At 72.7% G+C, this 25,982-nt stretch carries 21 protein-coding genes; 3 read left to right on the top strand and 18 right to left on the bottom strand.

Annotation, left to right across the window (positions count from 1 at the left end):
- Position 1 precedes the first annotated feature (1 nt).
- The 5 genes from ACZ607_RS17550 to rimP all read right to left on the bottom strand — a co-directional run bounded on the left by ACZ607_RS17550 (position 2) and on the right by rimP (position 5,733).
- A complete protein-coding gene (locus ACZ607_RS17550) occupies positions 2-298 on the bottom strand; it encodes a DUF503 domain-containing protein (protein WP_124274961.1) in 297 nt (98 codons plus the stop codon).
- 203 nt (positions 299-501) lie between these two features.
- The gene (gene infB / locus ACZ607_RS17545) at positions 502-3,615 is read right to left on the bottom strand and encodes a translation initiation factor IF-2 (RefSeq protein WP_469735538.1); all 3,114 of its coding nucleotides are present in this window, start codon (positions 3,613-3,615) and stop codon (positions 502-504) included.
- Between the two features lie 148 nt (positions 3,616-3,763).
- The gene (locus ACZ607_RS17540) at positions 3,764-4,042 is read right to left on the bottom strand and encodes a YlxR family protein (RefSeq protein ID WP_014153747.1); all 279 of its coding nucleotides are present in this window, start codon (positions 4,040-4,042) and stop codon (positions 3,764-3,766) included.
- 150 nt (positions 4,043-4,192) lie between these two features.
- A complete protein-coding gene (nusA, locus tag ACZ607_RS17535) occupies positions 4,193-5,233 on the bottom strand; it encodes a transcription termination factor NusA (RefSeq protein WP_099177814.1) in 1,041 nt (346 codons plus the stop codon).
- Between the two features lie 2 nt (positions 5,234-5,235).
- A complete protein-coding gene (rimP, locus tag ACZ607_RS17530; protein ID WP_469735537.1) occupies positions 5,236-5,733 on the bottom strand; it encodes a ribosome maturation factor RimP in 498 nt (165 codons plus the stop codon).
- Between the two features lie 171 nt (positions 5,734-5,904).
- On the opposite strand from rimP, the gene ACZ607_RS17525 reads away from it, so the two are divergent.
- From ACZ607_RS17525 to ACZ607_RS17515, 3 genes are read left to right on the top strand one after another with little or no spacing between them, the layout of a single operon-like run.
- Complete coding sequence (locus tag ACZ607_RS17525) at positions 5,905-6,429, top strand: hypothetical protein (RefSeq protein ID WP_469735536.1); 525 nt, start codon at positions 5,905-5,907, stop codon at positions 6,427-6,429.
- Positions 6,426-6,920 carry a ferritin-like domain-containing protein gene (locus tag ACZ607_RS17520; protein ID WP_469735535.1) on the top strand — a complete coding sequence of 165 codons (495 nt, stop codon included), beginning with the start codon at positions 6,426-6,428 and terminating at the stop codon, positions 6,918-6,920. The genes ACZ607_RS17525 and ACZ607_RS17520 overlap by 4 nt, the downstream gene beginning before the upstream one ends.
- A 36-nt stretch (positions 6,921-6,956) precedes the next feature.
- The gene (locus tag ACZ607_RS17515; protein ID WP_469735534.1) at positions 6,957-7,874 is read left to right on the top strand and encodes an aminoglycoside phosphotransferase family protein; all 918 of its coding nucleotides are present in this window, start codon (positions 6,957-6,959) and stop codon (positions 7,872-7,874) included.
- Positions 7,875-7,941: 67 nt separating this feature from the next.
- Here ACZ607_RS17515 and ACZ607_RS17510 read toward each other — a convergent pair whose 3' ends face one another.
- The 13 genes from ACZ607_RS17510 to ACZ607_RS17450 form a co-directional block, all read right to left on the bottom strand.
- Positions 7,942-9,645 (bottom strand): proline--tRNA ligase, encoded by a 1,704-nt coding sequence (locus ACZ607_RS17510; protein ID WP_469735533.1) that lies wholly within the window; start codon positions 9,643-9,645, stop codon positions 7,942-7,944.
- Between the two features lie 86 nt (positions 9,646-9,731).
- The gene (locus tag ACZ607_RS17505) at positions 9,732-10,307 is read right to left on the bottom strand and encodes a GNAT family N-acetyltransferase (RefSeq protein ID WP_382707991.1); all 576 of its coding nucleotides are present in this window, start codon (positions 10,305-10,307) and stop codon (positions 9,732-9,734) included.
- Between the two features lie 54 nt (positions 10,308-10,361).
- Positions 10,362-11,207 carry a GNAT family N-acetyltransferase gene (locus tag ACZ607_RS17500; RefSeq protein ID WP_469735532.1) on the bottom strand — a complete coding sequence of 282 codons (846 nt, stop codon included), beginning with the start codon at positions 11,205-11,207 and terminating at the stop codon, positions 10,362-10,364.
- Between the two features lie 152 nt (positions 11,208-11,359).
- On the bottom strand, positions 11,360-12,517 hold the full coding sequence (gene ispG, locus ACZ607_RS17495) for a flavodoxin-dependent (E)-4-hydroxy-3-methylbut-2-enyl-diphosphate synthase (protein WP_129265737.1): 1,158 nt from the start codon (positions 12,515-12,517) through the stop codon (positions 11,360-11,362).
- A gap of 181 nt (positions 12,518-12,698) precedes the next feature.
- Entirely contained in the window at positions 12,699-14,009 is a 1,311-nt protein-coding gene (locus tag ACZ607_RS17490) for a M50 family metallopeptidase (RefSeq protein ID WP_469735531.1), read from the bottom strand.
- Positions 14,006-15,259 (bottom strand): 1-deoxy-D-xylulose-5-phosphate reductoisomerase, encoded by a 1,254-nt coding sequence (gene dxr / locus ACZ607_RS17485; protein WP_469735530.1) that lies wholly within the window; start codon positions 15,257-15,259, stop codon positions 14,006-14,008. Before dxr ends, ACZ607_RS17490 begins: the two co-directional genes overlap by 4 nt.
- 61 nt (positions 15,260-15,320) lie before the next feature.
- Positions 15,321-16,082, bottom strand: a complete 762-nt coding sequence (locus ACZ607_RS17480) for a hypothetical protein (protein WP_469735529.1) — start codon at positions 16,080-16,082, stop codon at positions 15,321-15,323.
- Positions 16,083-16,161: 79 nt separating this feature from the next.
- The gene (locus ACZ607_RS17475) at positions 16,162-16,656 is read right to left on the bottom strand and encodes a nucleotidyltransferase domain-containing protein (protein ID WP_469735528.1); all 495 of its coding nucleotides are present in this window, start codon (positions 16,654-16,656) and stop codon (positions 16,162-16,164) included.
- 55 nt (positions 16,657-16,711) lie between these two features.
- The gene (aroA, locus tag ACZ607_RS17470; protein ID WP_469735527.1) at positions 16,712-17,953 is read right to left on the bottom strand and encodes a 3-phosphoshikimate 1-carboxyvinyltransferase; all 1,242 of its coding nucleotides are present in this window, start codon (positions 17,951-17,953) and stop codon (positions 16,712-16,714) included.
- An 80-nt stretch (positions 17,954-18,033) separates the two neighbouring features.
- A complete protein-coding gene (locus tag ACZ607_RS17465) occupies positions 18,034-19,980 on the bottom strand; it encodes an acyl-CoA dehydrogenase family protein (RefSeq protein ID WP_469735526.1) in 1,947 nt (648 codons plus the stop codon).
- A 184-nt stretch (positions 19,981-20,164) separates the two neighbouring features.
- Positions 20,165-21,610, bottom strand: coding sequence for an aldehyde dehydrogenase family protein (locus ACZ607_RS17460; protein ID WP_469735525.1), 1,446 nt, complete (start codon positions 21,608-21,610; stop codon positions 20,165-20,167).
- Between the two features lie 155 nt (positions 21,611-21,765).
- A complete protein-coding gene (locus ACZ607_RS17455; RefSeq protein WP_469735524.1) occupies positions 21,766-23,343 on the bottom strand; it encodes a PucR family transcriptional regulator in 1,578 nt (525 codons plus the stop codon).
- Between the two features lie 146 nt (positions 23,344-23,489).
- Positions 23,490-25,859 (bottom strand): ATP/GTP-binding protein, encoded by a 2,370-nt coding sequence (locus ACZ607_RS17450; RefSeq protein ID WP_469735523.1) that lies wholly within the window; start codon positions 25,857-25,859, stop codon positions 23,490-23,492.
- Positions 25,860-25,982: the final 123 nt, after the last annotated feature.

Here is a 25,982-nt window from a genome sequence, read left to right as displayed (position 1 = left end):
CTCAATCGTCTTCGTCGTTGTGCAGCCGCCGCCGTACGGACAGCAGCTCCACTTCCGGCCGGCCCGCGATCATGCGCTCGCACCGGTCGAGTACGTCTGTGAGGTGTCCGGTGTCCCCGGAGACCACGGCAAGACCGATCTCGGCCCTGCGGTAGAGGTCCTGGCCGCCCGTCTCCGCGACGCTCACCGCGAACTTGCGGTGGATCTCGGCGACGATCGGGCGGACGATGGAGCGTTTCTCCTTCAACGACCGTACGTCGCCGAGGAGCAGATCGAAGGACAGCGTCCCCACATACATGTATGTCCGGATGTCCCGCCGGTTCGGGTTCGGGGGCCCGGAGGTCGCCCTCCGGGCTGGCACAGCCACGTCCCGCCGTCACTCGGCGGAGACACCCGAACCGTACACGGAACGGCCGGGGCCGATCGACGGAAATACGACCCGTCGACCGGCCCCGACCGTGGGGGAGAACCCGGGGGTCACCCCCCGGGAATCCCCGTTGATCAGCCTCGCGGCTTCTCGCGCATCTCGTACGTCGCGATGACGTCGTCGATCTTGATGTCGTTGAAGTTACCGAGGTTGATACCACCCTCGAAGCCTTCGCGGATCTCGGTGACGTCGTCCTTGAAGCGGCGCAGACCGGAGATGTTGAGGTTCTCCGCGATGACCTTGCCATCGCGCAGCAGGCGCGCCTTGGTGTTGCGCTTGACCTCGCCGGAGCGGACCAGCACACCGGCGATGTTGCCCAGCTTGGACGAGCGGAAGATCTCGCGGATCTCCGCCGTGCCGAGCTCGACCTCTTCGTACTCCGGCTTGAGCATGCCCTTGAGGGCCGCTTCGATCTCTTCGATCGCCTGGTAGATGACCGAGTAGTACCGGACGTCCACGCCCTCGCGCTCGGCCATCTGCTCGGCACGCCCCGCGGCGCGCACGTTGAAGCCGATCACGATGGCGTCGGAACCCGTCGCCAGGTTGATGTCCGACTCGGTGACCGCACCCACACCGCGGTGCAGGACCCGGATGTCGACCTCTTCACCGACGTCGAGCTGGAGCAGCGAGGACTCGAGGGCCTCCACCGAACCGGACGCGTCGCCCTTGATGATGAGGTTGAGCTCCTGGACCAGACCGGCCTTGAGCGCCTCGTCCAGGTTCTCCAGGGAGAACCGGACACCCTTGCGGGCGAAGTTGGCGTTGCGCTCGCGGGCGGCACGCTTCTCGGCGATCTGACGGGCCGTACGGTCCTCGTCGACCACCAGGAAGTTGTCGCCGGCACCCGGGACGTTGGTGAGACCCAGGACCAGGACGGGGGTCGAGGGACCCGCTTCCTGGACGTTGTTGCCGTTGTCGTCGAGCATCGCCCGGACACGGCCGTACGCGTCGCCGACGACCATCGTGTCGCCGATGCGCAGCGTTCCGCGCTGGACGAGGACGGTCGAGACGGCACCGCGGCCGCGGTCGAGGTGGGACTCGATCGCAATACCCTGCGCGTCCTGCTCCGGGTTGGCCCGCAGGTCGAGCGAGGCGTCGGCGGTGAGGACGACGGCCTCCAGCAGTGCCTCGATGTTGAGGCCCTGCTTGGCGGAGATGTCGACGAACATCGTGTCGCCGCCGTACTCCTCGGCCACCAGCCCGAACTCGGTGAGCTGACCGCGCACCTTGGTCGGGTCGGCACCCTCGACGTCGATCTTGTTGACCGCGACCACGATCGGCACCTCGGCCGCCTTGGCGTGGTTCAGCGCCTCGATCGTCTGGGGCATCACACCGTCGTTCGCCGCCACCACGAGGATCGCGATGTCGGTGGACTTCGCACCACGGGCACGCATGGCGGTGAACGCCTCGTGACCCGGGGTGTCGATGAAGGTGATACGGCGGTCCTCGCCGTTGACCTCGGAGGAGACCTGGTACGCACCGATGTGCTGCGTGATACCGCCGGCCTCGCCCGCGACGACGTTCGTCTTGCGGATCGCGTCCAGCAGCCGGGTCTTACCGTGGTCGACGTGACCCATGACGGTCACGACCGGCGGACGGGAGACCAGGGCCTCTTCGCCGCCCTCGTCCTCGCCGAACTCGATGTCGAAGGACTCGAGCAGCTCGCGGTCCTCCTCCTCCGGGCTGACGATCTCCAGGACGTAGTTCATCTCCTCGGCGAGGAGCTTCAGCGTCTCGTCGGAGACCGACTGCGTGGCGGTGACCATCTCGCCGAGGTTCATCATCACGGCGACGAGCGACGCCGGGTTGGCGTTGATCTTCTCCGCGAAGTCGGTCAGCGACGCACCGCGCGACAGCCGGACGGCCTGCCCGTTGCCGCGAGGCAGCATGACGCCGCCCACCGACGGGGCCTGCATGGCCTCGTACTCCTGGCGCCTCTGACGCTTCGACTTGCGACCACGACGCGCGGGACCACCGGGACGGCCGAACGCACCCTGTGTGCCACCACGGGCACCCGGGCCGCCGGGACGTCCACCGAAGCCGGGACGGCCGCCGAAGCCACCGCCACCACCGGGACGGCCCGCGCCGCCACCGCCGCCGGGACCACCGGGACGGCCGGCGAAACCGCCGCCGCCACCACCGGGACCGGCCGGACGGCCGGCGAAGCCGCCGCCACCGGGACGACCGCCACCACCGGGACGGCCACCGCCGCCACCGGGACCACGGCCACCGCCGGGGCCACCACCGGGACGCGGGCCGGCAGCGGGACGCTGCGGCATCATGCCCGGGTTCGGACGGTTACCGCCGGCGCCGGGGGCGCCGCCGGGACGGGGAGCCTGCGGGCGCGGCATGCCGCCCGGGCTCGGGCGTGCGCCGCCCTGACCCTGGGGGCGCGGGGCGCCGCCGGGGCCGCCCTGCGGACGCGGGGCGCCGGGGCGCTCCTGACCGCCACCGGGACGCGGGGCGCCGCCGGGACGGGGCGACTGCGGACGGGCCATGCCCGTCGAGCCGCCGGAGGTGAACGGGTTGTTGCCCGGACGGGGACCCGCCGGACGTGCGCCGGGACGCGGGGCGCCCTGGCCCGCGGGACGTGCGGGGCGGTCTCCGCCACGCTCGCCGCCACGGCCGCCGTCACGCTGGCCGCCGTCACGCTGACCGCCGGACGGAGCCGGGCGGGCGGGGCTGGCGGGACGCGGGCCGGGGGTGGCACCCGAGGGACGCGGGGCCTGCTGCGGCGCGGCCGGCTGCTGGGCCGGAGCCGGAGCCGAGAACTCCGCGGCGGGCACCGGAGTGACCGGGGCGGGCTTCGGCGCGGGCCGGGGACCCGGACGGGGTCCGCCGGACGGCGCGGAAGGTGCCGCGGGGGTGCTGCTCGCCGGAGTCTCGGCGGCGGCCGGCTTGGGGGCCGGGGCGCCGGGCTTCGGGGCAGCAGGACGTGCCGCGGCGGCCGGAGAAGGCGCCGCGGGCTTTGCGGGGGCGGCCTTACGAGGCGCGCCAGGCTTCGCTGCGGACTTGCCGGCGTTGCCGCCGGGACCCTGCAGTGCGTCAGTCAATTTGCGTACAACCGGCGCCTCGATCGTCGAGGACGCCGAACGGACGAATTCACCGAGTTCTTGGAGCTTGGCCATGACGACCTTGCTCTCCACGCCGAACTCCTTGGCGAGTTCGTATACCCGGACCTTAGCCACTTCGCTCCTTTTAGGTCCGGGTTACCGCCGGACCGTCGCTACTTCATGGGCGTACTCATCGCGTACTCATCGAGTGCTCATCGCAATCTCGACCTACTTCCAACTCGCGAGGTACCTGACCGCACGGGGACCCGTGCCGTTCACTTTCTTACGGTGTCACCCGCTCGACGAACCGCTGCAGTGCGGCGGAGTCGAACGGCCCCTTGGCCTTGAAGGCCCGGGGGAATGCCCGGCGGCGGACCGCCAGGTCGAGACAGACAGAGGCGGGGTGTACGTACGCACCCCGGCCGGGCAGCGTACCGCGTGGATCAGGGACCACTTCTCCCTCGTCCACCACGATGCGCAGCAGCTCGCTCTTGGCCGCTCGCTCCCGGCATCCCACACAGGTTCGCTCGGGGCAAGCGCGGGCGTGCGTCCGGCCAGACACGTTTAAGTCTACCTCCCCGCACCGACCTCACCCCTTGGGGGCAAAAATCGAACGGATGTTGTCGTGATCTCAGCGGCAGGGCGCCTGGATCTATTCCTTCCGGGCCGGTCCGGGGCCCGCGCGGAGCGGGCCACGGACGCGGACCGGGGGTCAGCCGCGCTCGGAACGCTCCCGGGCGCGCTCGGCGCGCTCACGGTCGGCGACGTCGCGCTCCTCGTCGGTCTCCGTGTCCGGACGGATGTCGATGCGCCAGCCGGTGAGGCGGGCGGCCAGGCGGGCGTTCTGCCCCTCCTTGCCGATCGCCAGCGACAGCTGGTAGTCGGGCACGGTCACCCGGGCGGAGCGCGTCCCGAGGTCCACGACCTCGACCTTGCTCACCCGCGCGGGTGACAGCGCGTTGGCGACCATCTCGGCGGGGTCGTCCGACCAGTCCACGATGTCGATCTTCTCGCCGTGCAGCTCGGCCATGACATTGCGCACACGGCTGCCCATCGGGCCGATGCAGGCGCCCTTCGGGTTGAGGCCGGCCCGGGTGGAGCGTACGGCGATCTTGGTGCGGTGCCCCGCCTCGCGGGCGATGGCCTCGATGACGACCGACCCGTCCGCGATCTCCGGAACCTCCAGCGCGAAGAGCTTCTTCACGAGGTTCGGGTGGGTGCGCGAGAGCGTCACGGAGGGACCGCGCACGCCCTTGGCCACGCGTACGACGTACGTGCGCAGCCGCAGGCCGTGGGTGTACTCCTCGCCCGGCACCTGCTCCTGCACCGGCAGGATGGCTTCCAGCTTGCCGATGTCGACCAGGACGTTCTTCGGGTCCTTGCCCTGCTGGACCAGGCCCGTGACGACGTCGCCCTCGTGGCCCGCGTACTCGCCGAACGTCCTGTCGTCCTCGGCGTCGCGCAGCCGCTGCAGGATGACCTGCTTGGCGGTGGTCGCGGCGATACGGCCGAAGCCGGACGGCGTGTCGTCGAACTCCTTGGGCTCCTGGCCCTCCTCCAGCTCGGCCGGGTCGTCCTTCGCCCACACCGTGACGTGGCCGCCGGCGTCCAGCTCGACGCGTGCGCGGCGGTGGCTGCCCTCGGTGCGGTGGTACGCGATGAGGAGGGCCGACTCGATCGCCCCGACGAGCACGTCGAAGGGGATCTCCTTGTCCTGCGCCAAGCCCTTCAGAAGCTTCACATCGATGTCCACGGCTACGCCTCCTCTTCCTTCTTGTCCTTGCGGTTGAATTCGATCTCCACGCGCGCCCTGGCGATCTCGTCGAAGGCGACGCGGCGCGACGTGGGCTTGCGGCCCTTGACGCCCGGCACTTCGAGATCGAGTCCCTCGTCGTCCACCGCGAGGATGCGGGCCACCAGTTCGCCGCCCTCACCCAGGGTGAGTCTGGCCAGCCGGCCGGTGGCGCGTACGTAGTGGCGGTGCTCTGTCAACGGGCGGTCCGCGCCCGGAGAGCTCACTTCGAGGACGTACTCGCCCTCTCCCATGGCGTCGGTCTCGTCCAGCGTCTCGGAGAGGGAGCGGCTGAGTTCCGCGCAGGCGTCGAGCTCCACGCCGTCCTCGGAATCCACGATGACCCTCAGCACCCGGCGGCGGCCCGCCCGGGACACCTCGATCTCCTCGAGGTCCAGGCCCTTGGCGCTGACGAGCGGCTCCAGCAGTTCGCGCAGCCTGTCGCTCTGGGTGGTGCTCATCCGGGTGACTCCTCGGCCGCGTGTGCTGTTGTGGGGATCGTCGCGTGTCAGGTCAAAGGGTATCCGGTCCGCAGGGGTGTTGCCGTCCGCCTCCCGCTCCGCCGCGGGTACGCTCACATCCGGTGATCACTTCAGGTCAGAAAGTGTCAAATACCAGGCTGAAGGAGACAAGTGCGCCGCACGGGGACGACGCGCAGGAGTGCGCTCACCGCCACGGGAGCCTTCGCCCTGGGTGCGGTACTGACCGGCTGCGGGGACGGGCCGGAGACGTCGACGGCGACCGGGAGCGCGGACGCCGGGGCCGCCTCGCTCCGGGCGGCGACGGCGCTGCGCGCGTCGGCCGCCCGTGACAGCGCCTCGCTGCTCACCCGGTACGAACAGCTCGCGGCCGCCCACCCGGTGACGGAACCCGGGCTCGCGCCGATGGGTGCCGCCGTGCGGGAGCATCTGGCGGCGCTGGGCGGCCGCGCGAAGGCGTCGGGCGGCTCCCCCTCCCCCACGCCTCCCGCCGCCGCCACGGACGCGCGGGCGGCCCTGAAGGAACTGGCCGCCGAGGAGCGCCGGGTGGCGGACGGCCGCGCCACGGCCCTGCTGACCGCCGAACCCGAACTGGCCAGGCTGCTGGCCTCGATCGCCGCCGCCGGCGCGGCCCACGCCTATCTGCTGACGGAACTGGCCAAGGAGATCCCGGCATGACCCAGGAGGCCGGAACGAGCGACACGGCGGAGGCGCTGCGCGCCGCACAGGCAGCGCTCGCCGCCGAGCACGCCGCCGTGTACGGCTACGGGGCCCTGGGCGGCAGGCTGGCGGACGGCCGCCGTGCCGACGCGACGGCCGCCTGCGACGCCCACCGGGCCCGCCGGGACGCCCTCGCCCGCACCGTGCGCGACCTGGGCGGTACGCCGGTGGCGGCCCGGGCGGCGTACACCCTGCCCTTCGCGGTGCGGGACCCGGCGACCGCGATGCGGCTCGCCTCGGTCCTGGAGGACCGGGTGGCCGGCGTGTACTCGGATCTCGTACGGGCCGCCCGGGGGCCACTGCGGCAGTACGCCGCGGGCGCGCTGCGGGAGGCCGCGGTGCGTGCGGTGCGCTGGCGTGGCACCGGCGTAGCCTTTCCTGGGCTCACCGAGAAGGCCGCCCCGCCGGAGAACACGGCGGAGGCAGGGGCCACGGGTGTCACGCACTGAGCACGTGAGCACGCTCTGAAAGGGAACAAGGCACGTATGGGTTTCGAACCGCCGCAGCGTCTGGTGCGAGCGCTCGGCGAGACGTACGGGGACGCGGCCGCAGCCGAGTGGCTCGGGCGGCTCCCCGGACTGACCGACGAGGCGCTCTCCGCGCACTCGGTCGCCCTGGACCGGGTGTGCGCCCCCGGCGGGCGCACCGGCCTCGTCCTGCTGGTGCACCGGGCGGACGGCACGCCCGCCGTGCTGAAGATCGCGCCTCCCGGGGCCGCCCCCGCCCTGGAGAGGGCCGCGCTGGCGCACTGGAAGGGCTGGGGGGCGGTCGAGCTCCTGGACGCCCCGGACGGCACGGCGGTGCCCGAGGACTCCCTCCTGCTGGAGCGGCTGCACCACGAGGTGTCCCTGCGCTCGCTGCCCGAGGCGAAGGCCCTGCTGGAGGCCGCGGGCACGGTGCGGCGGCTGTGGGTCGAGCCGCCTGCGGACCACGCCTTCGAGACGGTCGGTGAGCGCACCGCCCGTCAGCTGGAGCCGATGCGGGCCGCCGCCTCCCGGGACCCCGCGCTCGAACCGCTCGTCTCGGCGGCCCTCGCCGCCCGCGAGGAGCTGGTCCGGAACTCCGCCGAACTCTTCCTGCTGCACGGCAACTTCCGGCAGAGCAAGGTCCTGGCGGGTGAGCGCGCCCCCTGGCTGGCGGTCGGTCCCGAGCCGCTGACCGGCGAGCGGGCGTACGACCTGGCGCGGCTGGTGCGGGACCGGGTCGAGGACCTGATCGCCTCGCCCGGCGGGGCGGCGACGGCCCGCCGCCGGGTCAAGAAGCTCGCCGAGTCGCTGGACGTCGACCAGGCGCGGCTGCGCGGCTGGACGCTGTTCCGGGCCGTCGAGTCCGGCACCCGCGCGCTGACGGCGGGGCGCACCCAGGACGGCGAGATGTCGCTGGAGTTCGCGGCCTGGCTGTAGCCGGCCGCACATGACGAGGGAGGGCCCCGCGCGGTGCGCGGGGCCCTCCCTCGTGCTGCCGGCCGGCTCAGTCCTGGGCGACCAGGCGGGCGATCGCCTCGTCGACGGTGAGCTCCTCGCGCTCGCCCGTGCGGCGGTCCTTCAGCTCCAGGACGCCTTCGGCCGAACGGCGGCCCGCGACAAGGATCTTCGGGACGCCGATGAGCTCGGAGTCGGTGAACTTCACGCCGGGCGAGACGCCCGCGCGGTCGTCGACCAGGACGCGCAGCCCCGCGGCACCGAGCTTCTCCGAGACGTCGAGGGCCAGTTCGGTCTGGAGCGCCTTGCCGGCGGCGACGACGTGCACGTCGGCCGGGGCGATCTCACGGGGCCAGCACAGGCCCTTGTCGTCGGCGGTCTGCTCGGCGAGGGCGGCCACCGCGCGGGAGACGCCGATGCCGTACGAGCCCATGGTCACGCGGACCGGCTTGCCCTGCTGGCCGAGGACGTCGAGGGAGAAGATGTCGGCGTACTTCCGGCCGAGCTGGAAGATGTGGCCGATCTCGATGGCGCGGTCCACCTGGAGGCCGGTGCCGCACTTGGGGCAGGGGTCGCCCGCCTCGACGACGACGACGTCGAGGTGGTCGTCGACCTCGAAGTCGCGGCCCACGACGACGTTCCTCGCGTGCGTGCCCTCCTTGTTGGCACCCGTGATCCAGGCGGTGCCGGCGGCGACACGCGGGTCGGCGATGTAGCGGACCTTCTCCAGACCCTGCGGGCCGACGTAGCCGCGCACCAGGTCGGGACGGCCCACGAAGTCCTCGGCGGTGACCAGCTCGACGACGGCGGGGGCGAGGTGCTCGCCCAGCTTGCCGAGGTCGACCTCACGGTCGCCGGGCACACCCACGGCCACGATCTCGCCGTCGACCTTGACCAGGAGGTTCTTCAGGGTGGCGGACGCCTCGACGCCGAGGTGGGCGGCGAGGCTCTCGATGGTCGGGGTGTCCGGGGTGTCCAGCTCCTCGACGGCGGGGACCTGCGAACCGTCGGCGACGGTCGTGACCTTGTACGTCACGGCCTCCGTGTTGGCGGCGTAGTCGCAGTTCGGGCAGTCGACGAAGGTGTCCTCACCGGCGGGCGCGGGGGCGAGGAACTCCTCGGAGGCGGAGCCGCCCATGGCGCCGGAGACGGCGGAGACGATGCGGTGGTCGAGGCCGAGGCGCTCGAAGATCCGGATGTACGCGGCACGGTGCAGCTGGTAGGCCTCGGCCAGGCCCTCGTCCGTGGTGTCGAAGGAGTACGAGTCCTTCATCTGGAACTCGCGGCCGCGCAGCACACCGGCGCGGGGACGGGCCTCGTCGCGGTACTTGGTCTGGATCTGGTAGAGGATCACGGGCAGGTCCTTGTAGGACGAGCACATGTCCTTGACGACCTGGGTGAAGATCTCCTCGTGGGTGGGGCCGAGGAGGTAGTCGGCGCCCTTGCGGTCCTTGAGGCGGAAGAGCAGGTCGCCGTACTCGTCGTACCGGCCGCTCGCCTCGTACGGCTCCTTGGGCAGCAGCGCGGGGAGCAGGACCTCCTGGCCGCCGATGGCGTCCATCTCCTCGCGGACGACGCGGGTGATGTTCTCCAGGACCTTCTTGCCGAGCGGCAGCCACGACCAGATGCCGGCCGCGGTGCGGCGTACGTAACCGGCGCGGACGAGGAGCTTGTGGTTGAGCGTCTCGGCGTCCGCCGGGTCGTCGCGCAGTGTCTTGATCATCAATCGGGACATGCGCTGGACCTGGGCCATGATGAACTCCTGCTCGGAAGGGTGGTGAGCCCGAGGTTAGCCGGGGGGCCCGCGCGGGCGGAAATCGATTCGTGGGCGGGCCGGTCTCAGCCCCGGCGCAGCGGGAGGGGCGCGCCCATCACCGCGTACGGCTTGGGGGCGCTGGGGAAGAGCACCTGGCGGGCCAGGTCCTGGTAGCCCAGAGCGCGGTAGAGGCCGCGGGCCGGGCTCTCGGTGTCGATCGCGGAGAGGATGGACCGGGGCAGGCCGACGGCGTCCGTGATGGTGGTGATCAGGCTGCGGCCGATGCCGCGCTGCTGGAACCCCGGGTGGACGTGGAGTTCGGTGATCACGAACGAGTCGTCGAGCCAGCCGTCGGAGCCGGTGGCGCGGAGGTAGGGCTCGACGACGGTGGACCACCAGTGCGTCCGGCTGTTCGGCAGTCCGTAGACGAATCCGACGAGCCGTCCGTCGGCGGCGGTGGCGCCGAGGGCGCGTGCCCGGGGGTCGTCGAGGTGCCGCAGGACGATGTGGCGGCGTACGTCGATCTCGTCCTGGCTGAGGCCGAAGGCGAGGGCCTGCACGGCGAGGGCCTCGTCCACGCGGTCGGCGAGGTCGAGCGGTCCGACCACGATGTCGGGGGTCCCGGAGCCCCGGGGGGACGCGGGGATTGCTGCTGCCATGCGGGGAACCCTACTGGCCGTGCCGTCCGGCCAGAACAGCGCGCTCGGACGGTCTCAGAACAGCACGCTCATGAAGGCGCCCGTCTCGCGGAAGCCGACGCGGCTGTAGGCCCTGCGCGCGGGGGTGTTGTAGTCGTTCACGTAGAGGCTGACGACGGGTGCCACATCGCTGAGCGCCTGGCGCAGGACGGCGGCCATGCCCGTCTCGGAGAGGCCGCGGCCGCGGGCCTCGGGGGCGACCCAGACTCCCTGGATCTGGCAGGCGTGGGGGGTGGCGGCGCCGATCTCGGCCTTGAAGAGGACCTTGCCGTCCTCTATGCGTGCGAAGGACCGGCCGGTGGTGATCAGCTCGGCGACCCGCGCCTGGTAGAGGAGTCCGCCGTCGCCGGCCAGCGGGGAGACGCCGACCTCCTCGGTGAACATGGCGACGCAGGCCGGCATGAGGACGTCCATCTCCTCCTTGCGGACCCGGCGCACGAGCGGGTCGGGCGCCACGTCGGCCGAGGGGCGGTCGGTGACCATGAGCGGCTGGTTGGGCCGCACCTCCCTGGCGGGACCCCAGCTCGGTTCGAGGAGGCGCCAGAGCTGGGCCGTGGGGCCTGCGGGGCCGACGATCGAGGAGCAGCGGCGGCCGGCCCGCCGGGCGCGGTCGGCGAAGGCCCTGACGGCCTCGGGGGTGGCGCAGATGGGTACGAGGTTGGCCCCGGAGTAGCAGAGGGAGCGCAGCCGGCCGTCGGCGTACCAGCCCCACATCTCGCCGCCGAGCCGCCAGGGATCGAGCCCGGCGATCTGGACGCGGGACGTGACGAAGGCGTTCTCGACGGGGGCGCTCTCCAGGATGGCGAGCGCGGCGGGGAGCTCGCCGGGGTCGAGGACCCGGGTAGTGGTCTGCGTCAACACTGGGGCCTCACCAAACGGTCTACTCGATGTCCGCACTGTAACCGACACGGCTGTGGGGTGCTGCCCCGGAGCAGAAGGCCGGGGGGCGGCGGAACGCGGCTGTGCCCCGCAGGACAGGGCCTGCGGGGCACGGATACAGCTGCGGCGGGAGGTCAGCCGGCGATCGAGACCTGGGGTTCGCCCGAGGCGATCCCGTCCTTCTCCATCTGCTCGGCGATCTTCATGGCTTCCTCGATGAGGGTCTCGACGATCTTCGACTCCGGGACGGTCTTGATGACCTCGCCCTTCACGAAGATCTGGCCCTTGCCGTTGCCCGACGCCACACCCAGGTCGGCCTCACGGGCCTCACCCGGACCGTTGACGACACAGCCCATCACCGCGACCCGCAGCGGGACCTCCATGCCCTCCAGACCCGCGCTGACCTGGTCGGCGAGCTTGTACACGTCGACCTGCGCACGCCCGCACGACGGGCACGAGACGATCTCCAGACGCCGCTGCTTCAGGTTCAGCGCCTCCAGGATCTGCAGGCCCACCTTGACCTCCTCCGCCGGCGGAGCCGACAGCGAGACCCGGATGGTGTCCCCGATGCCCTCGGAGAGCAGCGCGCCGAAGGCCACGGCGGACTTGATGGTGCCCTGGAACGCCGGACCGGCCTCGGTCACACCCAGGTGCAGCGGGTAGTCCGACTGCGCGGCCAGCTGACGGTAGGCGTTCACCATCACGACCGGGTCGTTGTGCTTCACCGAGATCTTGATGTCGCGGAAGCCGTGCTCCTCGAACAGCGACGCCTCCCACAGCGCCGACTCCACCAGCGCCTCCGGCGTGGCCTTGCCGTACTTCTTCAGCAGCCGCGCGTCCAGCGAGCCCGCGTTCACCCCGATACGGATCGGGGTGCCCGCGTCGCCCGCGGCCTTCGCGATCTCCTTGACCTTGTCGTCGAACTGCTTGATGTTGCCCGGGTTCACCCGGACCGCCGCGCAGCCCGCGTCGATGGCCGCGAAGACGTACTTCGGCTGGAAGTGGATGTCCGCGATCACCGGGATCTGCGATTTCCTCGCGATCGTCGCGAGCGCGTCCGCGTCGTCCTGGGTCGGGCACGCCACCCGCACGATCTGACAGCCCGACGCCGTCAGCTCCGCGATCTGCTGCAGCGTCGCACCGATGTCCGACGTACGCGTCGTCGTCATCGACTGCACCGACACCGGTGCGTCCCCGCCGACCGCCACCGAGCCGACCTGGATCTGGCGGCTGACCCGTCGGTCGGCGAGCTTGGTCGGAACGGCCGGCATTCCGAGAGAAATCGCAGTCATGCGCTGAGCATCCCCAAGGTGTGGATCAGTGTGGATCGAGGTCCCGAGAACGGCGGGCTCCAGGCTTCGAGGTTACGGCACCGGACGGGAACGGGGCGCACCCGTGCCGACGAACCTCCGGATGGGCGGCGGCCGTACACCACCCGTGTGACCGGCCGCCACCTCTGGGACGTGTGAGGCGTCAGGTGATCTTCACCGGGTTCACGATGTCGGCGACCAGCACCAACAGCGTGAAGCAGATGAAGATCCCCGCGACCACGTAGGCGACGGGCATGAGCTTCGCCACGTCGAACGGGCCGGGGTCGGGCCGCCTGAAGACCTTGGCCAGATTGCGGCGCAGGGCCTCCCAGAGCGCGCCCGCGATGTGCCCGCCGTCCAGCGGGAGCAGCGGCAGCATGTTGAACAGGAACAGCGAGAGGTTGAAGCCGGCCAGCAGGAACAGCATCATCGCGATCTGGTTCTGGGCCGGGACGTCGAGGTTCATCACCTCGCCGCCGATCCGGGCCGCGCCGACCACACCGACCGGTGAGTCGTCGGCGCGCTCGCCGTCGCCGAACGCCGCGTTCCACAGGTCGGGGATCTTGGAGGGCAGCGCGATGATCGAGTCGACACCGTTCTCGATCATGTCGCCCATGCGGACGACCGAGTCGCCGAAGGACAGCGGGAGGATCTCCGTCTTCGCGGCGAAGCCGAGGTAGCCGGCCTCGACGAACTCTCCGGTCACGACCTCGCCGTCGGCGTCCTTCTTGGCGACGGCGTTCTTCTTGAGCACGGCGCTCAGGGTCTGCTCCTGGCCGTCGCGCTCCACGGTGATCGTGGCCGGGCCGATCGTCTGCCGGATCCGGTCCGAGAGGGTGGCCCAGTCGTCGATCTTCCGGCCGTTGAAGGCGACGATCGTGTCGCCCTTCTCCAGGCCCGCCGCCTTGGCGGGCGAGACCGGGTCGGACGCCTTGCAGGAGTCGCGGTCCTCGCTCTGGTCGATCACGCACTGCTGGACGCCCGCGACCTCGGTGGTCTGGGTCTGGAAGCCGAAGGTCATGGCCACGCCCATGAAGATCGCGACGGCCAGGACCAGGTTCATGAAGGGTCCGGCGAACATCACGATGACGCGCTTCCACGGCTTGCGCGTGTAGAAGAGGCGCGTCTCGTCGCCCGGCTCCAGCTCCTCGAAGGCGGCCGACCTGGCGTCCTCGATCATGCCGCGCCACGGTGAGGTGGAGCGCGCCTCGATCCGGCCGTCGGGTCCCGGCGGGAACATGCCGATCATGCGGATGTAGCCGCCCGCGGGGATGGCCTTGATGCCGTACTCGGTGTCGCCCTTCCTGCGCGACCAGATGGTCGGGCCGAAGCCGACCATGTACTGCGGCACCCTGATGCCGAAGAGCTTGGCCGTCGAGAGGTGGCCCAGCTCGTGCCAGGCGATCGAGAACAGCAGCCCCACGGCGAAGACGGCGATACCGAGGATCGTCATCAGGATCGTCGTCGTGCTCATACGTGCGCCTCCGCTGTCGCTGCCGCCGAGAGTTCGCGGGCCCTGGACCGGGCCCAGGTCTCCGCTTCCAGGACGTCCGCGACCGTCAGTGAAGTTCCCGTGGCGGGGGTGCCGTGTTCGGCGACCACGGCTGTGACCGTATCCATGATGCCGTTGAAGGGCAGCCGTCCCGCGAGGAAGGCGTCCACGCACTCCTCGTTGGCCGCGTTGAACACGGCGGGGGCCGTGCCGCCCAGGCCGCCCACGTGCCGGGCGAGCCCGACGGACGGGAACGCCTCGGTGTCGAGCGGGAAGAACTCCCAGCTGGAGGCCTTCGTCCAGTCGAACGCGGGGGCCGCGTCCGGGACCCGCTCGGGCCAGCCGAGACCGATGGCGATGGGGCCGCCCATGTCGGGCGGGGTGGCCTGCGCGAGGGTCGAGCCGTCGGTGAACTCCACCATCGAGTGCACGTACGACTGGGGGTGGACCACGACCTCGATCCGGTCGAACGGGATGTCGTAGAGCAGGTGCGCCTCGATGACCTCCAGCCCCTTGTTGACCAGGGTCGCGGAGTTGACCGTGATGACCGGTCCCATGGCCCAGGTCGGGTGCGCCAGGGCCTGCTCCCGCGTGACGTCGGCGAGCTCGGCGCGCGTACGCCCGCGGAACGGGCCGCCGGACGCGGTCACGACGAGCTTGCGTACGTCGGCGCGCTTGCCGGCGGCGAGGGCCTGGAAGAGCGCGGCGTGCTCGGAGTCGACCGGGATGATCTGGCCGGGGGCCGCCAGCGCCTTCACCAGCGGGCCGCCGACGATCAGCGACTCCTTGTTCGCCAGGGCGAGCGTGCGGCCCGCCTTCAGCGCGGCGAGCGTGGGGGCGAGGCCGATCGAGCCGGTGATCCCGTTGAGCACGGTGTGGCAGTCGCTCGCGGCGAGGTCCGTGGCGGCGTCGGGGCCGGCCAGGATCTCGGGGAGCGGCTCGCCCGCCCCGTAGACCTTCCGCAGCGCCTCGGTGAGCGCCGGCACCTTGTCCCCGTCGGCCACCGCGACCGTGCGCACGCGCAGCTGCCGCGCCTGCTCGGCGAGGAGCTCGACCCTGCCGCCCGCGGCGGAGAGCGCGGTGACGCGGAAGCGTGCGGGGTTGCGCAGGACCAGGTCGATGGCCTGGGTACCGATGGACCCGGTGGAGCCGAGGATCACCAGATCCCGGCGGCCGTCCGTGGCGTCGAAGACGAGATGAGGATCGGCGAGGGGTGCGGGGCTGTCGCTCATGGCCCCCATTGTTGCCGCATCCGCTGTGTGTCGTGACAGCGCGCCCCTGTCGGCGCGCGCCTCAGGCCCGCGCGGCACGGAATTTCTTCCACTGGGCGGCCATGACGTCCTCGGGGACCCCGCCGATGTCCTGGGTTCCGAGGATCTCGCCGCGGAAGGCGAGGGTGGTGGAGCCGGAGCGCAGGACGGTGAGGTACTCGTACAGCTTCAGCTTCCCCTTCACGTCGAGGACGGTGAAGCGGAAGGCCTTCGCCTCGTCGGCCTCGTCGGCGAAGGCGGGCGGATCCGCGGGTTCGACCTTCTCGTACCGGGCGCGGGCGACGGCCCGTTCCTCCGTGAGGCCCCCGGCGCACTCCCGGCCGGCCCGTGCCAGTGACGCCATGACCTCGGTGGCCTCGTCCCCGGCGTACGAGCGCAGGGTGATGTCCACGGTGACCCCGAGCATCTCCTCGGGCTTGTCGGCCTTGCGCTGCACCTGGGCGACCGGCGCGTGGCCGCTGACGTCACCGGCGAGGCTGACGAGCGGCTGGCAGACGACGGGGTCGGCGGTGTAGGCGTCCCCGAGCGGCCCGTCCAGGGTGTACTCGGACGCGGTCAGGTCACCGGCCCGCTCCCCGTCGGTGAGGGCCGCGGCGGTGAGCTCCGCCTCGGTGAGCGCCCCGGACGCCGCCGCCGGGCGCGAGGGGGCGGGGCTCTTCCCGGCGCCGCCCTTGCCGTCGCCTTCGTCCCCGCCACCGCATCCGGTGAGGCCCATGAGGGCCGCCACCACGCATCCCGCCGCCACGACGCCCCGCCGGCCGCCCGCCCCGTACACCCCGAACATCCCTGCCCCTGTCTCGTGTTGACCCGCCGGGATCCGTGTCCCGCTCGCGGCCGAGGCTCGATTGTGCGGCATCCGGGGGTCAGAAGTGCGTATCGATGCCGAACTTCTCCCGCAGCCGCCGCATGTCCGCCACATCGTGGCCGGCCGGTTCGTAGCCCCGGTGGAACAGCGCCTGCCGCTCGGCGGAGACGCAGCGCACCGTGGCCGTGCCGATGGTGCCCGTGACGAAGCAGGCCGCCGGGTAGCGGAAGGGCTCCGCGGGGTCGGGCGAGGACTGGACGGCCGACCCGTCGGCGGCGAACTCCAGCGGGTGCAGGTCGATGTCGAGCCCGGTGGGGTGGCTCAGCACGAAGCGGACGGGGCGCAGGTCCAGGGTCTCGGTGTAGCCGGCGGCCTCCAGCGCCGCCACGACGGCGCCCTCCTGCTCACGCCGGTGCAGGAGGTCGAGGTCGCGGTGGACACGGGTCTCCTCACCGAGCAGGGCGTCGACTCCCCACCCTCCGGCGATGACCACATCGGCTCCGGCCCCGCGCAGCAGCGCGAGGACGGACAGGACGGCGTCGCGGGACATCATGCGGGCGACCGTAGTGCGCCTCCCCGCGGGGCGCACGGGCTTTTCGGCGCGGTTCTCAGGGCTGTGCGGTCCTCGCCACGAAGCCGGCGAACTCCTCGTGGAACCGGGGGAACGTCTTCCGTACGCAGCCGGGGTCGTCGTAGCTCATGCCGGGCGTGCGCAGTCCCGCGACGGCGAAGGACATCACGATGCGGTGGTCGCCGTGGGTGACGATCTCGGTGGGCCGCGGGGTGCCGGGGTGGATCTCGATCAGGTCGGGCCCGGTGTGCACGGTGATCCCCATCCTCCGGAGGTTCTCCGCGCAGGCCTCCAGCCGGTCGCACTCCTTCACCCGGGTGTTGGCGACGTCCTCGATCCGGACGGGCGAGGTGGCGTACGGCGCGATGGCGGCGAGGGTCGGCATGGTGTCGGAGATGTCACGCATGTTGACCGTGAGACCGGAGAGCCGGCCGTCGGAGCGGACGGTGGTGGAATCCGCCGTGGTGGTGACCTCGGCGCCCATCCGGCGCAGCACGTCGGTGAAGCGCAGGTCGCCCTGGAGCGCGCCGGTGCCCAGCCCGGGGACGGTGACCTCGCGGCCGGTGAGGGCCGCGGCGGCGAAGAAGTACGAGGCGGTGGAGGCGTCGGGCTCGACGGCGTACGTGGTGGCGCGGTAGCCGCCGGGCGGGACGGTGAAGGTGTTCCCCTCCCGGACGACCTCGACGCCGAAGCTGCGCATCATCGCGAGGGTGATCTCGATGTACGGCGCCGAGACCAGCTCCGTGACGTCGATCCGCAGGCCTTCGGCGGTGAGCGGTCCGAGCATCAGCAGGGCGGTGAGGTACTGGGACGACTCCCCCGCGTCGAGGGTCAGTTCGCCGCCCTTGACGCCGGACGCCTCGACGGTGAGCGGGTGGTGGCCCTCCGCCCCCTCGTGGCGCAGGTCGACGCCGAGGGCGCGGAGTGCCTCGGTGAGGGGTGCGAGGGGGCGGCGGCGCATCTGCGCGGAGGCGTCGAAGCGGTACGTGCCGGAGGCCGCGGCGGCGGCGAGCGTGGGCAGGAACCGCGCGGTGGTCGCCCCGTCGCGGCAGTGGACGTCGGCGTCCTTCGTGGCGGGTCCCGAGGGGCGGCCCTCGATGTGCCATCGGTCCGGCTCGCGGCTGACCCCGTAACCGAGGCGGGTCAGTCCCTCGGTGAACCCCTCGGTGTCGTCCGAGTGCAGGGGCCGCAGGAGGGTGGTGGTGCCGTCCGCGGCGGCGGCGAGGAACAGCGCGCGGGCGGTGACGGACTTGGAGCCGGGGATGTCGATGACGGTCACGGGCGTCCATTTTGCCTTGTGGCGGGCGTGCCCGCGGGGCGCGTCCAGGCAGTGGACGCGCCCCGCGGGAGGTGCCGGGTTCAGCGGATGGGGCGGTGGACGTTCTCCCCGGTGGCCGGGCCGGGGGTGGCGTCGGCGATCCAGGGACCGTCGCCGCTGGGGTCGATGACCCCCTCCTCCAGCCAGGTGTAGGTCCCGGAGAGGACTCCGTCGACGACGCGCCTGTCGATGTCGTCGGTGTTGGACCACAGCCGGTTGAAGAGCTCCTCCACCCGGATGCGGGACTGCCGGCAGAACACGTCGGCGAGCTGGTACGCCTCGCGGCCGTGGTCGTCGTCCGCCCGCAGGTGCTCGGCGCGGACGCACGCGGCGCTCATCGCGAAGAGTTCGGCGCCGATGTCGACGATCCGGCCGAGGAAGCCCTGCTTGGTCTCCATGCGGCCCTGCCAGCGGGACATCGCGTAGAAGGTGGAGCGGGCCAGCTTGCGGGACGCGCGCTCGACGTACCGCAGGTGGGCGGAGAGGTCGGGGTGGCCGGGGACCCGGAACTCTCCGTAGGAGTTGGGCAGTTGCCCGGGCCCGCTGACCAGCTTGGGGAGCCAGCGTGCGTAGAACCCGGCGGCGTTGGCACCCGCCCTCGCCTTGTCGCCGAGTGCCTTGTCGGGGTCGATGATGTCGCCCGCGACCTTGAGGTGGGCGTCGACGGCCTCACGGGCGATGAGCAGGTGCATGATCTCCGTGGAGCCCTCGAAGATCCGGTTGATCCGCATGTCGCGGAGCATCTGCTCGGCGGGGACGGCGCGTTCGCCTCGGGCGGCGAGCGAGGCGGCGGTCTCGAAGCCGCGTCCGCCGCGGATCTGGACGAGCTCGTCGGAGATCAGCCAGCCCATCTCGGAGCCGTACAGCTTGGCGAGCGCGGCCTCGATGCGGATGTCGTTGCGGCTCTCGTCGGCCATCTGCGAGGAGAGGTCCACGACCGCTTCCAGGGCGAAGGTGGTGGCCGCGATGAAGGAGATCTTCGAGCCCACCGCCTCGTGCCGGGCGACGGGCCTGCCCCACTGCTCGCGGACCGCCGACCACTCCCGGGCGATCTTCAGGGACCACTTCCCGACGCCGACGCACATGGCGGGCAGCGAGAGGCGGCCGGTGTTGAGCGTGGTGAGGGCGATCTTGAGTCCCGCGCCCTCGGGGCCGATGCGGTTGGCCGCCGGCACCCGGACCTGGTGGAAGCGGGTGACGCCGTTCTCGATGCCGCGCAGCCCCATGAAGGAGTTGCGGTGCTCCACGGTGATGCCCGGGGAATCGGCCTCGACGACGAAGGCGGTGATACCGCCCTTGTGGCCCTCGGACTCCGGCACGCGCGCCATGACGACGAGCAGGTCGGCGACGACGCCGTTGGTCGTCCAGAGCTTCACCCCGTCCAGGACGTAGTTCTCACCTTCGGGCACGGCCGTGGTCGCCAGGCGTGCCGGGTCGGAGCCGACGTCGGGTTCGGTGAGGAGGAAGGCGGAGATGTCCGTCCGCGCGAGGCGCGGCAGGAAGGTGTCCTTCTGCTCCTGGGTGCCGAACATCTTCAGCGGCTGCGGTACGCCGATCGACTGGTGGGCGGAGAGCAGCGCGCCGATGGAAGGGCTCGCCGAACCGGCCAGCGCGAGCGCCTTGTTGTAGTAGACCTGGGTCAGCCCGAGACCGCCGTACCTGGTCTCGATCTTCATGCCGAGGGCGCCGAGCTCCTTGAGGCCGTCGATGACCTCGTCGGGGATCCTGGCCTCGCGCTCGATCAGGGCGCCGTCGACGTGCGTCTCGCAGAACTCGCGCAGCCGGGCGAGGAAGGCCTCGCCGCGCCGTACGTCGTCGGGGGCCGGCAGGGGGTGGGGGTGGATCAGGTCCAGCCGGAAGCGTCCGAGGAAGAGTTCCTTGGCGAAGCTGGGCTTGCGCCAGTCCTGTTCACGGGCGGCCTCGGCCACCTGCCGCGCTTCGCGCTCGGTGACCTTGGGGGCCTGGGGGATGTCGGATGGGGCGGACATGAGGAGCTCACCTCGCCGCGAGTCGGGGTAGGGGTCGGGCCGTACGCGTGCCGATCGGTACCACTCGTCCGTATCTACCCGATCTGCGTCGCCCCCACCACCCTGCGGGAGGCTCCCGGCGGGTACGGAAACGGCCGGAGCCCCCGCACAGCGGGCTCCGGCCGGTCCGTCGCGGGTGTCCGGGCTACAGGGCCAGGCCGGTGAGGACCAGCACCCGCTCGTAGGTGTAGTCGTCCATGGCGTAGCGCACGCCCTCGCGGCCCACCCCGGACTGCTTGGCGCCGCCGTACGGCATCTGGTCGGCGCGGTAGGAGGGCACGTCGCCGATGACCACGCCGCCCACCTCCAGGGCGCGGTGCGCGCGGAAGGCGGTCTGGAGGTCGTGGGTGAAGACGCCCGCCTGCAGCCCGTACTTGGAGTCGTTGGCGGCGGCGAAGGCCTCCGCCTCGCCCTCGGTCCTCTGGACGTACAGGACCGGCCCGAAGACCTCCTCGCAGGCGATCGTCGTGGTGGCGGGGAGGTCGGCGAGGACCGTCGGGGCGTACGTGGCGCCGTCGCGCTTGCCGCCGGTCAGCAGGGTGGCTCCGGCGCCGACGGCCTCGTCGACCCAGGACTCGACGCGGCGGGCGGCGTCCTCGCTGACCAGCGGGCCGACGTCGGTGGCCGCGTCGGAGGGGTCGCCGGTCACCAGGGCCTCGACGGCGGCCACGATCTTCGGGACGAGCCGGTCGTACACCGAGGCGTCGGCGATCACGCGCTGCACCGAGATGCAGGACTGGCCGCCCTGGTAGTTGGAGAAGGTCGCGATGCGGCCCGCGGCCCGGTCCAGGTCCTCGTCGGAGGACCAGTCGGCGAGGACGATCGCGGCGCCGTTGCCGCCCAGCTCCAGGGTGCAGTGCTTGCGCGGCACCGACTCCATGATCGCGTAGCCGACCGGGCCTGAGCCCGTGAAGGAGATCACCGGCAGCCGCTCGTCCTGGACCAGGGCGGGCATCTTGTCGTTGGGCACGGTCAGCACCGACCAGGAGCCGGCCGGGAGGTCCGTCTCGGCCAGCAGCTCGCCCAGGATCAGGGACGAGATCGGGGTGGCCGGAGCCGGCTTCAGGATGATCGGGGCGCCGACGGCGATGGCCGGGGCGACCTTGTGGGCGCTCAGGTTGAGCGGGAAGTTGAAGGGCGCGATACCGAGGACGGGGCCGCGCGGGAAGCGCCGGGTCAGTCCGAGACGGCCGGTCCCGCCGGCGTCCGTGTCCAGCCGCTGGGCCTCGCCCCCGTTGAAGCGGCGGGCCTCCTCGGCGGCGAACCGGAAGACGGAGACGGCGCGGCCGACCTCGCCGCGGGCCCACTTGATCGGCTTGCCGTTCTCGGCGGAGATCAGCTGGGCGATCTCCTCGGTGCGCTCGGTGAGGCGGCGTACGACGTGGTCGAGGGCGGCGGCCCGTACGTGCGCCGGGGTCGCCGCGAACTCCTCGCGCACGGCGTACGCGGCCGCCACGGCCTCCTCGACCTGGGCGTCGGTCGGCACGGCGACCGTGCCGACGGTGCGGCCGTCCCAGGGGTTGGTGACGTCGAAGCTGTCCTCGCCGGTGGCCGGGCGGCCTGCCAGCCAGAAGGCGTGGGTGGAAGTCATGGCGGTTCCGGCCCTTCGGGGGGTGGTGTACGACGTTCGCCGGGCGCGCGAGGGCGCCCTCCGGCCCCACCGTAGGGCGATCCGGCGCGGATGAGGCTTGTCCACCGTGGAGTGGAGCGGTGGCCGGGTACGCCGGATTGTCGCAGCCGGACGGGCTACTGCGTCCCCGAGGAGGCGGCCGTCGCCTTGAGGGCCAGCCAGAGCTCCATCCGGACGTCCGGGTCGTCCAGCGAGCGGCCCAGGATCTCCTCGACCCGGCGCATCCGGTACCGCAGGGTGTGGCGGTGGACGCCCAGGTCCGCGGCGGCGGCGTCCCACTGGCCGTGCCGGGAGAGCCAGGCCCGCAGGGAGGCCACCAGGTCACCGCGCCCCTTCGCGTCGTGTTCCTGGAGCGGCCGCAGCATCCCGTCGGCGAAGGCCCGTACGGCGTCGTCGGCGAGGAGCGGCAGGACGGAGCCGGCCGCGAGCTCCTCGTGCTCGACCATGGTCCTGCCCCGGCGGCGCGCGACGGAGAGGGCCTGTTCGGCCTGTTTGTACGCGGCGGAGACGGCGATCGGGCCGGACGGCGCCGACATGCCGACGACCACGTCGGCGTCGCCCTCACCCGTCTCGCGCGCCGGCCGGTCGTCCGCGGCCCGGGCATGGGCGGCGCCCGCCCGGGCCGCCTCGCCGCCGTCCGCGGCCAGCACCACGAGGCGTTCGCCCTCGGGGACCATCAGCAGGCTCTCGCCGGACCGGGAGGCGGCGGCCTCCATCGACTCGGCGAGCAGGTCCGTCCCGGCGGGCACCGCCGACTCGGCGATCAGGAGCCGGAAGGGGGCGTCGAGCAGCCCGCCGTACAGATCGCCGGCGACGGCCCGGGCGTGGTCGGACTCCCCCGCCAGCAGCATGCGCAGGATCGCGGCGCCGAGGCGCTGCTCCGCGCCGTGGAGCGCGCGGGAGCGGGCCGTGGTGAGGGTCAGCAGAGCCACCGCGGAGTGCACCGCGTAGCGCTCGGCCGTGCCGAGCGCCGCCCCCGTGCCGACGGCCAGCGCGCCGCGGCTGCGGCGGCCGGTGCCCAGCGACTGGAGCTCGACCCGGTCGTCCCCCTCGCTGTCCCCGACGACCACGCTGGCCGGGGCGGAGCGGTCCCGCAGCCGTTCCACCTCGGGGGTGAGCCGGGCGGCGCGGCGGGCGGCCCAGTCGGGCGCGGCGGCGACGACGGCGCCCGAGGAGTCGTACAGGGCGGCCCATCCGTCGATGTGTGCGGCGAGGCGGGTGAGCAGCCCGGCGGGGCCGTCCCCGGCGACGGCGGCGCGGGTCAGCTCCCGCTGGGCGTCGAAGCCGGCCGTGACCGAGCGGTACTGGTCGGCGGCGATGGCCGCGGACACCGCCTTGCTGATGGCGAGGAAGGGCGTGCGTCTGGGCACCTCCAGGAGCGGCAGGCCAACCTCCTCGGCCGCGTCCACCAGCGCCGGCGGGATCTCGTCGTACGTGACACCGACGGCGAAGCCGAGCCCCGCGACCCCGGCGCCGGCCAGCCGCTGTACGTACCGGCGCATCGTCGCCGGGTCCCGGGCGTCGAGGTTGGTCGCGGTGACGAGGAGCAGTTCGCCGCCGTCCATGTACGGGACGGGGTCGGCCAGCTCGCTGGCGTGCGCCCAGCGCACGGGCGTGCCGAGCCGGTCGGCCCCGGCCCGGACGGTGAGCTTGAGCGCCGAGTGCTGGACGAGCGAGGCGAGAGTGGGAGGCATGGGACCGCCGGACCTCCGGAGTCGATGGCGCCGCCCGTGCGGACGCCCTGGTGGGGCCGCCCCGCGTGAACGGCTCGAATGCGCCGCCCCGTACAGGCGGCCGGGGTCAATTCTGCCAGGGCGGCAGGGTCCCCGTAACCTCGCGGTCAGCCACTCAGCTCGACCAGGAGCGGGGGGGCGTGCTCGCCGTCCACCGTCGTCAGCGACAGGACCGCGTGGCCCGCCGGCAGCTGGTACGCCAGCTCGGACGCGGACCAGCGCTCCCGCTCGACGCGCCGCACGGTCACGGCGTCCCTGGTCACGGCCTTGCCGGTGACGAGCTTGCGCAGCCCGTGCAGGGCGCGGGTGAACGGCTGGTCGGCGAAGACCGCGTGCTGGGCGACCTCGCGGGTCTCCACCCACTCCTTGCCCCAGGCCTCGGCGAAGCGCTTGCCGTCCCAGGTGGTGACCCCGCTGAAGGCCATGCAACAGCCGACCGCGCCGAGCAGCGCGGTGTGCAGGCCCTCGGGGACGTCGTCGACGGTGCGCAGGGTCAGGAGCGCGCCGGCGTTGACCGACCGCAGCCGGCGGACGCCCCGGACGGTCTCCGGGGTGACGGTGTGCGTGGCGTCGTCCAGGACCAGGCAGACGAAGAGCGACCGGTCGGCGCGGGCGGCGGCGATCGCCGTGAACTGGGCGAGGACGAGCCGGGTGAGCAGCCGCGACGCCTCGGCGTGCGCCCGCTCCGGCAGGTCGATCCTGACCCGGAGCGGCAGGTGCTCCAGGGACCGCAGCGAGAAGGGCCGGGCCCCCGCGCCGGTGGCGAAGAACGGCGCGAAGGCGGGACGGTCGAGGAGCGCGATCCGGTCGGCGAGCACCGGCCCGGGGTCCCCGGCTCCGCCCTTCTGCCGGGTGCGGGCGTCCAGCTCGCGCAGCATGGCCTGGTGGCCGCCGGCGGCGAGCGCCTCCCGGAGCGCGTCGATCGCGGCGAGGTCGCCGTCCAGGAGTTCCCGCAGGACGGGCACGCCGGGGAAGTGACCGTGGACGGTGCGGTAGGGGCCGATCAGCTGGGCGAGCACGGTGGCGGCGCGCCTGCTGTCCAGGTGGGTCACGTCGCCGACCAGCCCCTCGGCGAGCACGCTCGCGGCCTCGTCGGGGTCGGTCGTCCCTCCGTAGAGGTCGAAGTCGTGGGCGGAGGCCGGGTCTCCGATGCGCACCACCACGTCGAACGCGTCGTCCGGGCCGAGCTCGCCGCCCGCGCCGCCGACGGCGAGCACCGCGGCCCGGCCGGCGAGTGCCTGGAGGGCGAGGGACTCGACGACCGGCCGTACCAGCCGGGCGGACTTCCCCGCTCCCGGCGGGCCGACCGCCAGCAGCGAGGTGCCCAGCAGCGCGGGTTCCAGGGCGAGCCCCGAACCGCGCCGGGCGTACGGGTTGTGGGGGTCGTCGGCGCAGCTGCCGATCCGGACCTGTCCGGTCAGCAGGTCGTGTTGGGCCGTGCGGTGCGGCAGGTCGCGGGCGCCCGAGGGGTGGAGCGCGGCGGCGCCTCCGGTGCGCAGGACGGCCTCCGTGAGCGCCGCCCGGCGCTCCGGGTCTGCCCGGCCGACGGACCAGGCGTGGCGCAGACGGGCGACGTCGACGTCGTTCATGCGGCCGGTGCGCACTGCGGCGGTGAGGGCCTCGGCGGCGTCCGTCAGCCCGGTGGCGCGGAGCTCGGGCCACTGCTCGGGGCCGGGGGCCTCCGGGGGCGCGGAGGGGGCCTGGGGCGCGCGGGAGGCGCTCTTCCCGAGCCGGTCCGCGAGCAGTGCGCGCCAGTGGCCGAGGCGGGCGAACGGCCAGAGCACGCCGAGGGCGATCAGCGCGTAGATCACGTTGACGACGGTCTGGCTCTGGTAGATCTCGCCGCCCGCGACCGAGGCGACGAGGATCAGGACGGGCCGGACGAGCGGCACGGCGTCCTTCCACACGAGGAGCTCGGCCAGGGCCCCTCCGGCGGCGGTGGCCAGCCCCAGGAAGGGCTGTCCCCGGCCGGCGACGTGACGCCGGAAGATCTCGGACCAGTTGCCCAGGCGCCCGCAGCCGTAGACCAGGAGCCCGAAGAGGACGGCCTCGTAGACGGTGAGGGCGTCGGCGCCCTCGATGGTCCGGGGCCCGCCGAACGTACCGGCGTACCACCAGTCGCCCGGGGTGAACAGCTTCAGCGGGACGAGCCGGTACGGGATGTACCCGTTGCGCCAGAGGGACCACAGGAGCAGTCCGCTGAGCAGCGAGATGAGCACCCCGACCAGCAGCGAGCGGTCGGAGACCCCTTCGGGCTTCTCGGGCGGGCGCGGGACGTGCCCGTAGCGCCACACGCCCGGTTCCCGGACGGGGCGCGGGGTGCGCAGCCACTCCTCGACCCCGGCGTCCGCCGCCGGCGGGCGCCGCTGGTGCGGGGCGTACGGGGGGGGCGGCGGTGCCGCGGCCGGCGGGCCCGCGGGCCGGGGCACCCGGTCCGCGCCCGTGCCCCGTGCGTCGTACGTGCCTTCGGTGTCCATGAACCGCTGCCCCCTGACCAGCCAGGTCCGCCTTCTGCACCGGCCAATCTAGTGCCCGTGCGCGGGGAGTTCAGCCATGCGGCCGTACGGCCCGGCGGGGAGCCGTCCGGCGTCCCGTCCCGG

This window comes from Streptomyces sp. NPDC104381 (assembly GCF_055583745.1).
This window is presented reverse-complemented; position numbering and strand designations above follow the sequence as displayed.

What these genes read in the sequence shown, in the direction of transcription:
- ACZ607_RS17515 (WP_469735534.1), top strand. Translation starts at nt 6,957, where the DNA reads ATGGGTTTCGAACCGCCGCAGCGTCTGGTGCGAGCGCTCGGCGAGACG.
- ACZ607_RS17455 (WP_469735524.1), bottom strand. Translation starts at nt 23,343, where the DNA reads ATGCCTCCCACTCTCGCCTCGCTCGTCCAGCACTCGGCGCTCAAGCTC.
- ACZ607_RS17460 (WP_469735525.1), bottom strand. Translation starts at nt 21,610, where the DNA reads ATGACTTCCACCCACGCCTTCTGGCTGGCAGGCCGCCCGGCCACCGGC.
- ispG (WP_129265737.1), bottom strand. Translation starts at nt 12,517, where the DNA reads ATGACTGCGATTTCTCTCGGAATGCCGGCCGTTCCGACCAAGCTCGCC.
- ACZ607_RS17510 (WP_469735533.1), bottom strand. Translation starts at nt 9,645, where the DNA reads ATGGCCCAGGTCCAGCGCATGTCCCGATTGATGATCAAGACACTGCGC.
- ACZ607_RS17505 (WP_382707991.1), bottom strand. Translation starts at nt 10,307, where the DNA reads ATGGCAGCAGCAATCCCCGCGTCCCCCCGGGGCTCCGGGACCCCCGAC.
- rimP (WP_469735537.1), bottom strand. Translation starts at nt 5,733, where the DNA reads ATGAGCACCACCCAGAGCGACAGGCTGCGCGAACTGCTGGAGCCGCTC.
- dxr (WP_469735530.1), bottom strand. Translation starts at nt 15,259, where the DNA reads ATGAGCGACAGCCCCGCACCCCTCGCCGATCCTCATCTCGTCTTCGAC.
- ACZ607_RS17465 (WP_469735526.1), bottom strand. Translation starts at nt 19,980, where the DNA reads ATGTCCGCCCCATCCGACATCCCCCAGGCCCCCAAGGTCACCGAGCGC.
- ACZ607_RS17490 (WP_469735531.1), bottom strand. Translation starts at nt 14,009, where the DNA reads ATGAGCACGACGACGATCCTGATGACGATCCTCGGTATCGCCGTCTTC.
- ACZ607_RS17550 (WP_124274961.1), bottom strand. Translation starts at nt 298, where the DNA reads ATGTATGTGGGGACGCTGTCCTTCGATCTGCTCCTCGGCGACGTACGG.
- ACZ607_RS17450 (WP_469735523.1), bottom strand. Translation starts at nt 25,859, where the DNA reads ATGGACACCGAAGGCACGTACGACGCACGGGGCACGGGCGCGGACCGG.
- ACZ607_RS17475 (WP_469735528.1), bottom strand. Translation starts at nt 16,656, where the DNA reads ATGATGTCCCGCGACGCCGTCCTGTCCGTCCTCGCGCTGCTGCGCGGG.
- ACZ607_RS17480 (WP_469735529.1), bottom strand. Translation starts at nt 16,082, where the DNA reads ATGTTCGGGGTGTACGGGGCGGGCGGCCGGCGGGGCGTCGTGGCGGCG.
- ACZ607_RS17520 (WP_469735535.1), top strand. Translation starts at nt 6,426, where the DNA reads ATGACCCAGGAGGCCGGAACGAGCGACACGGCGGAGGCGCTGCGCGCC.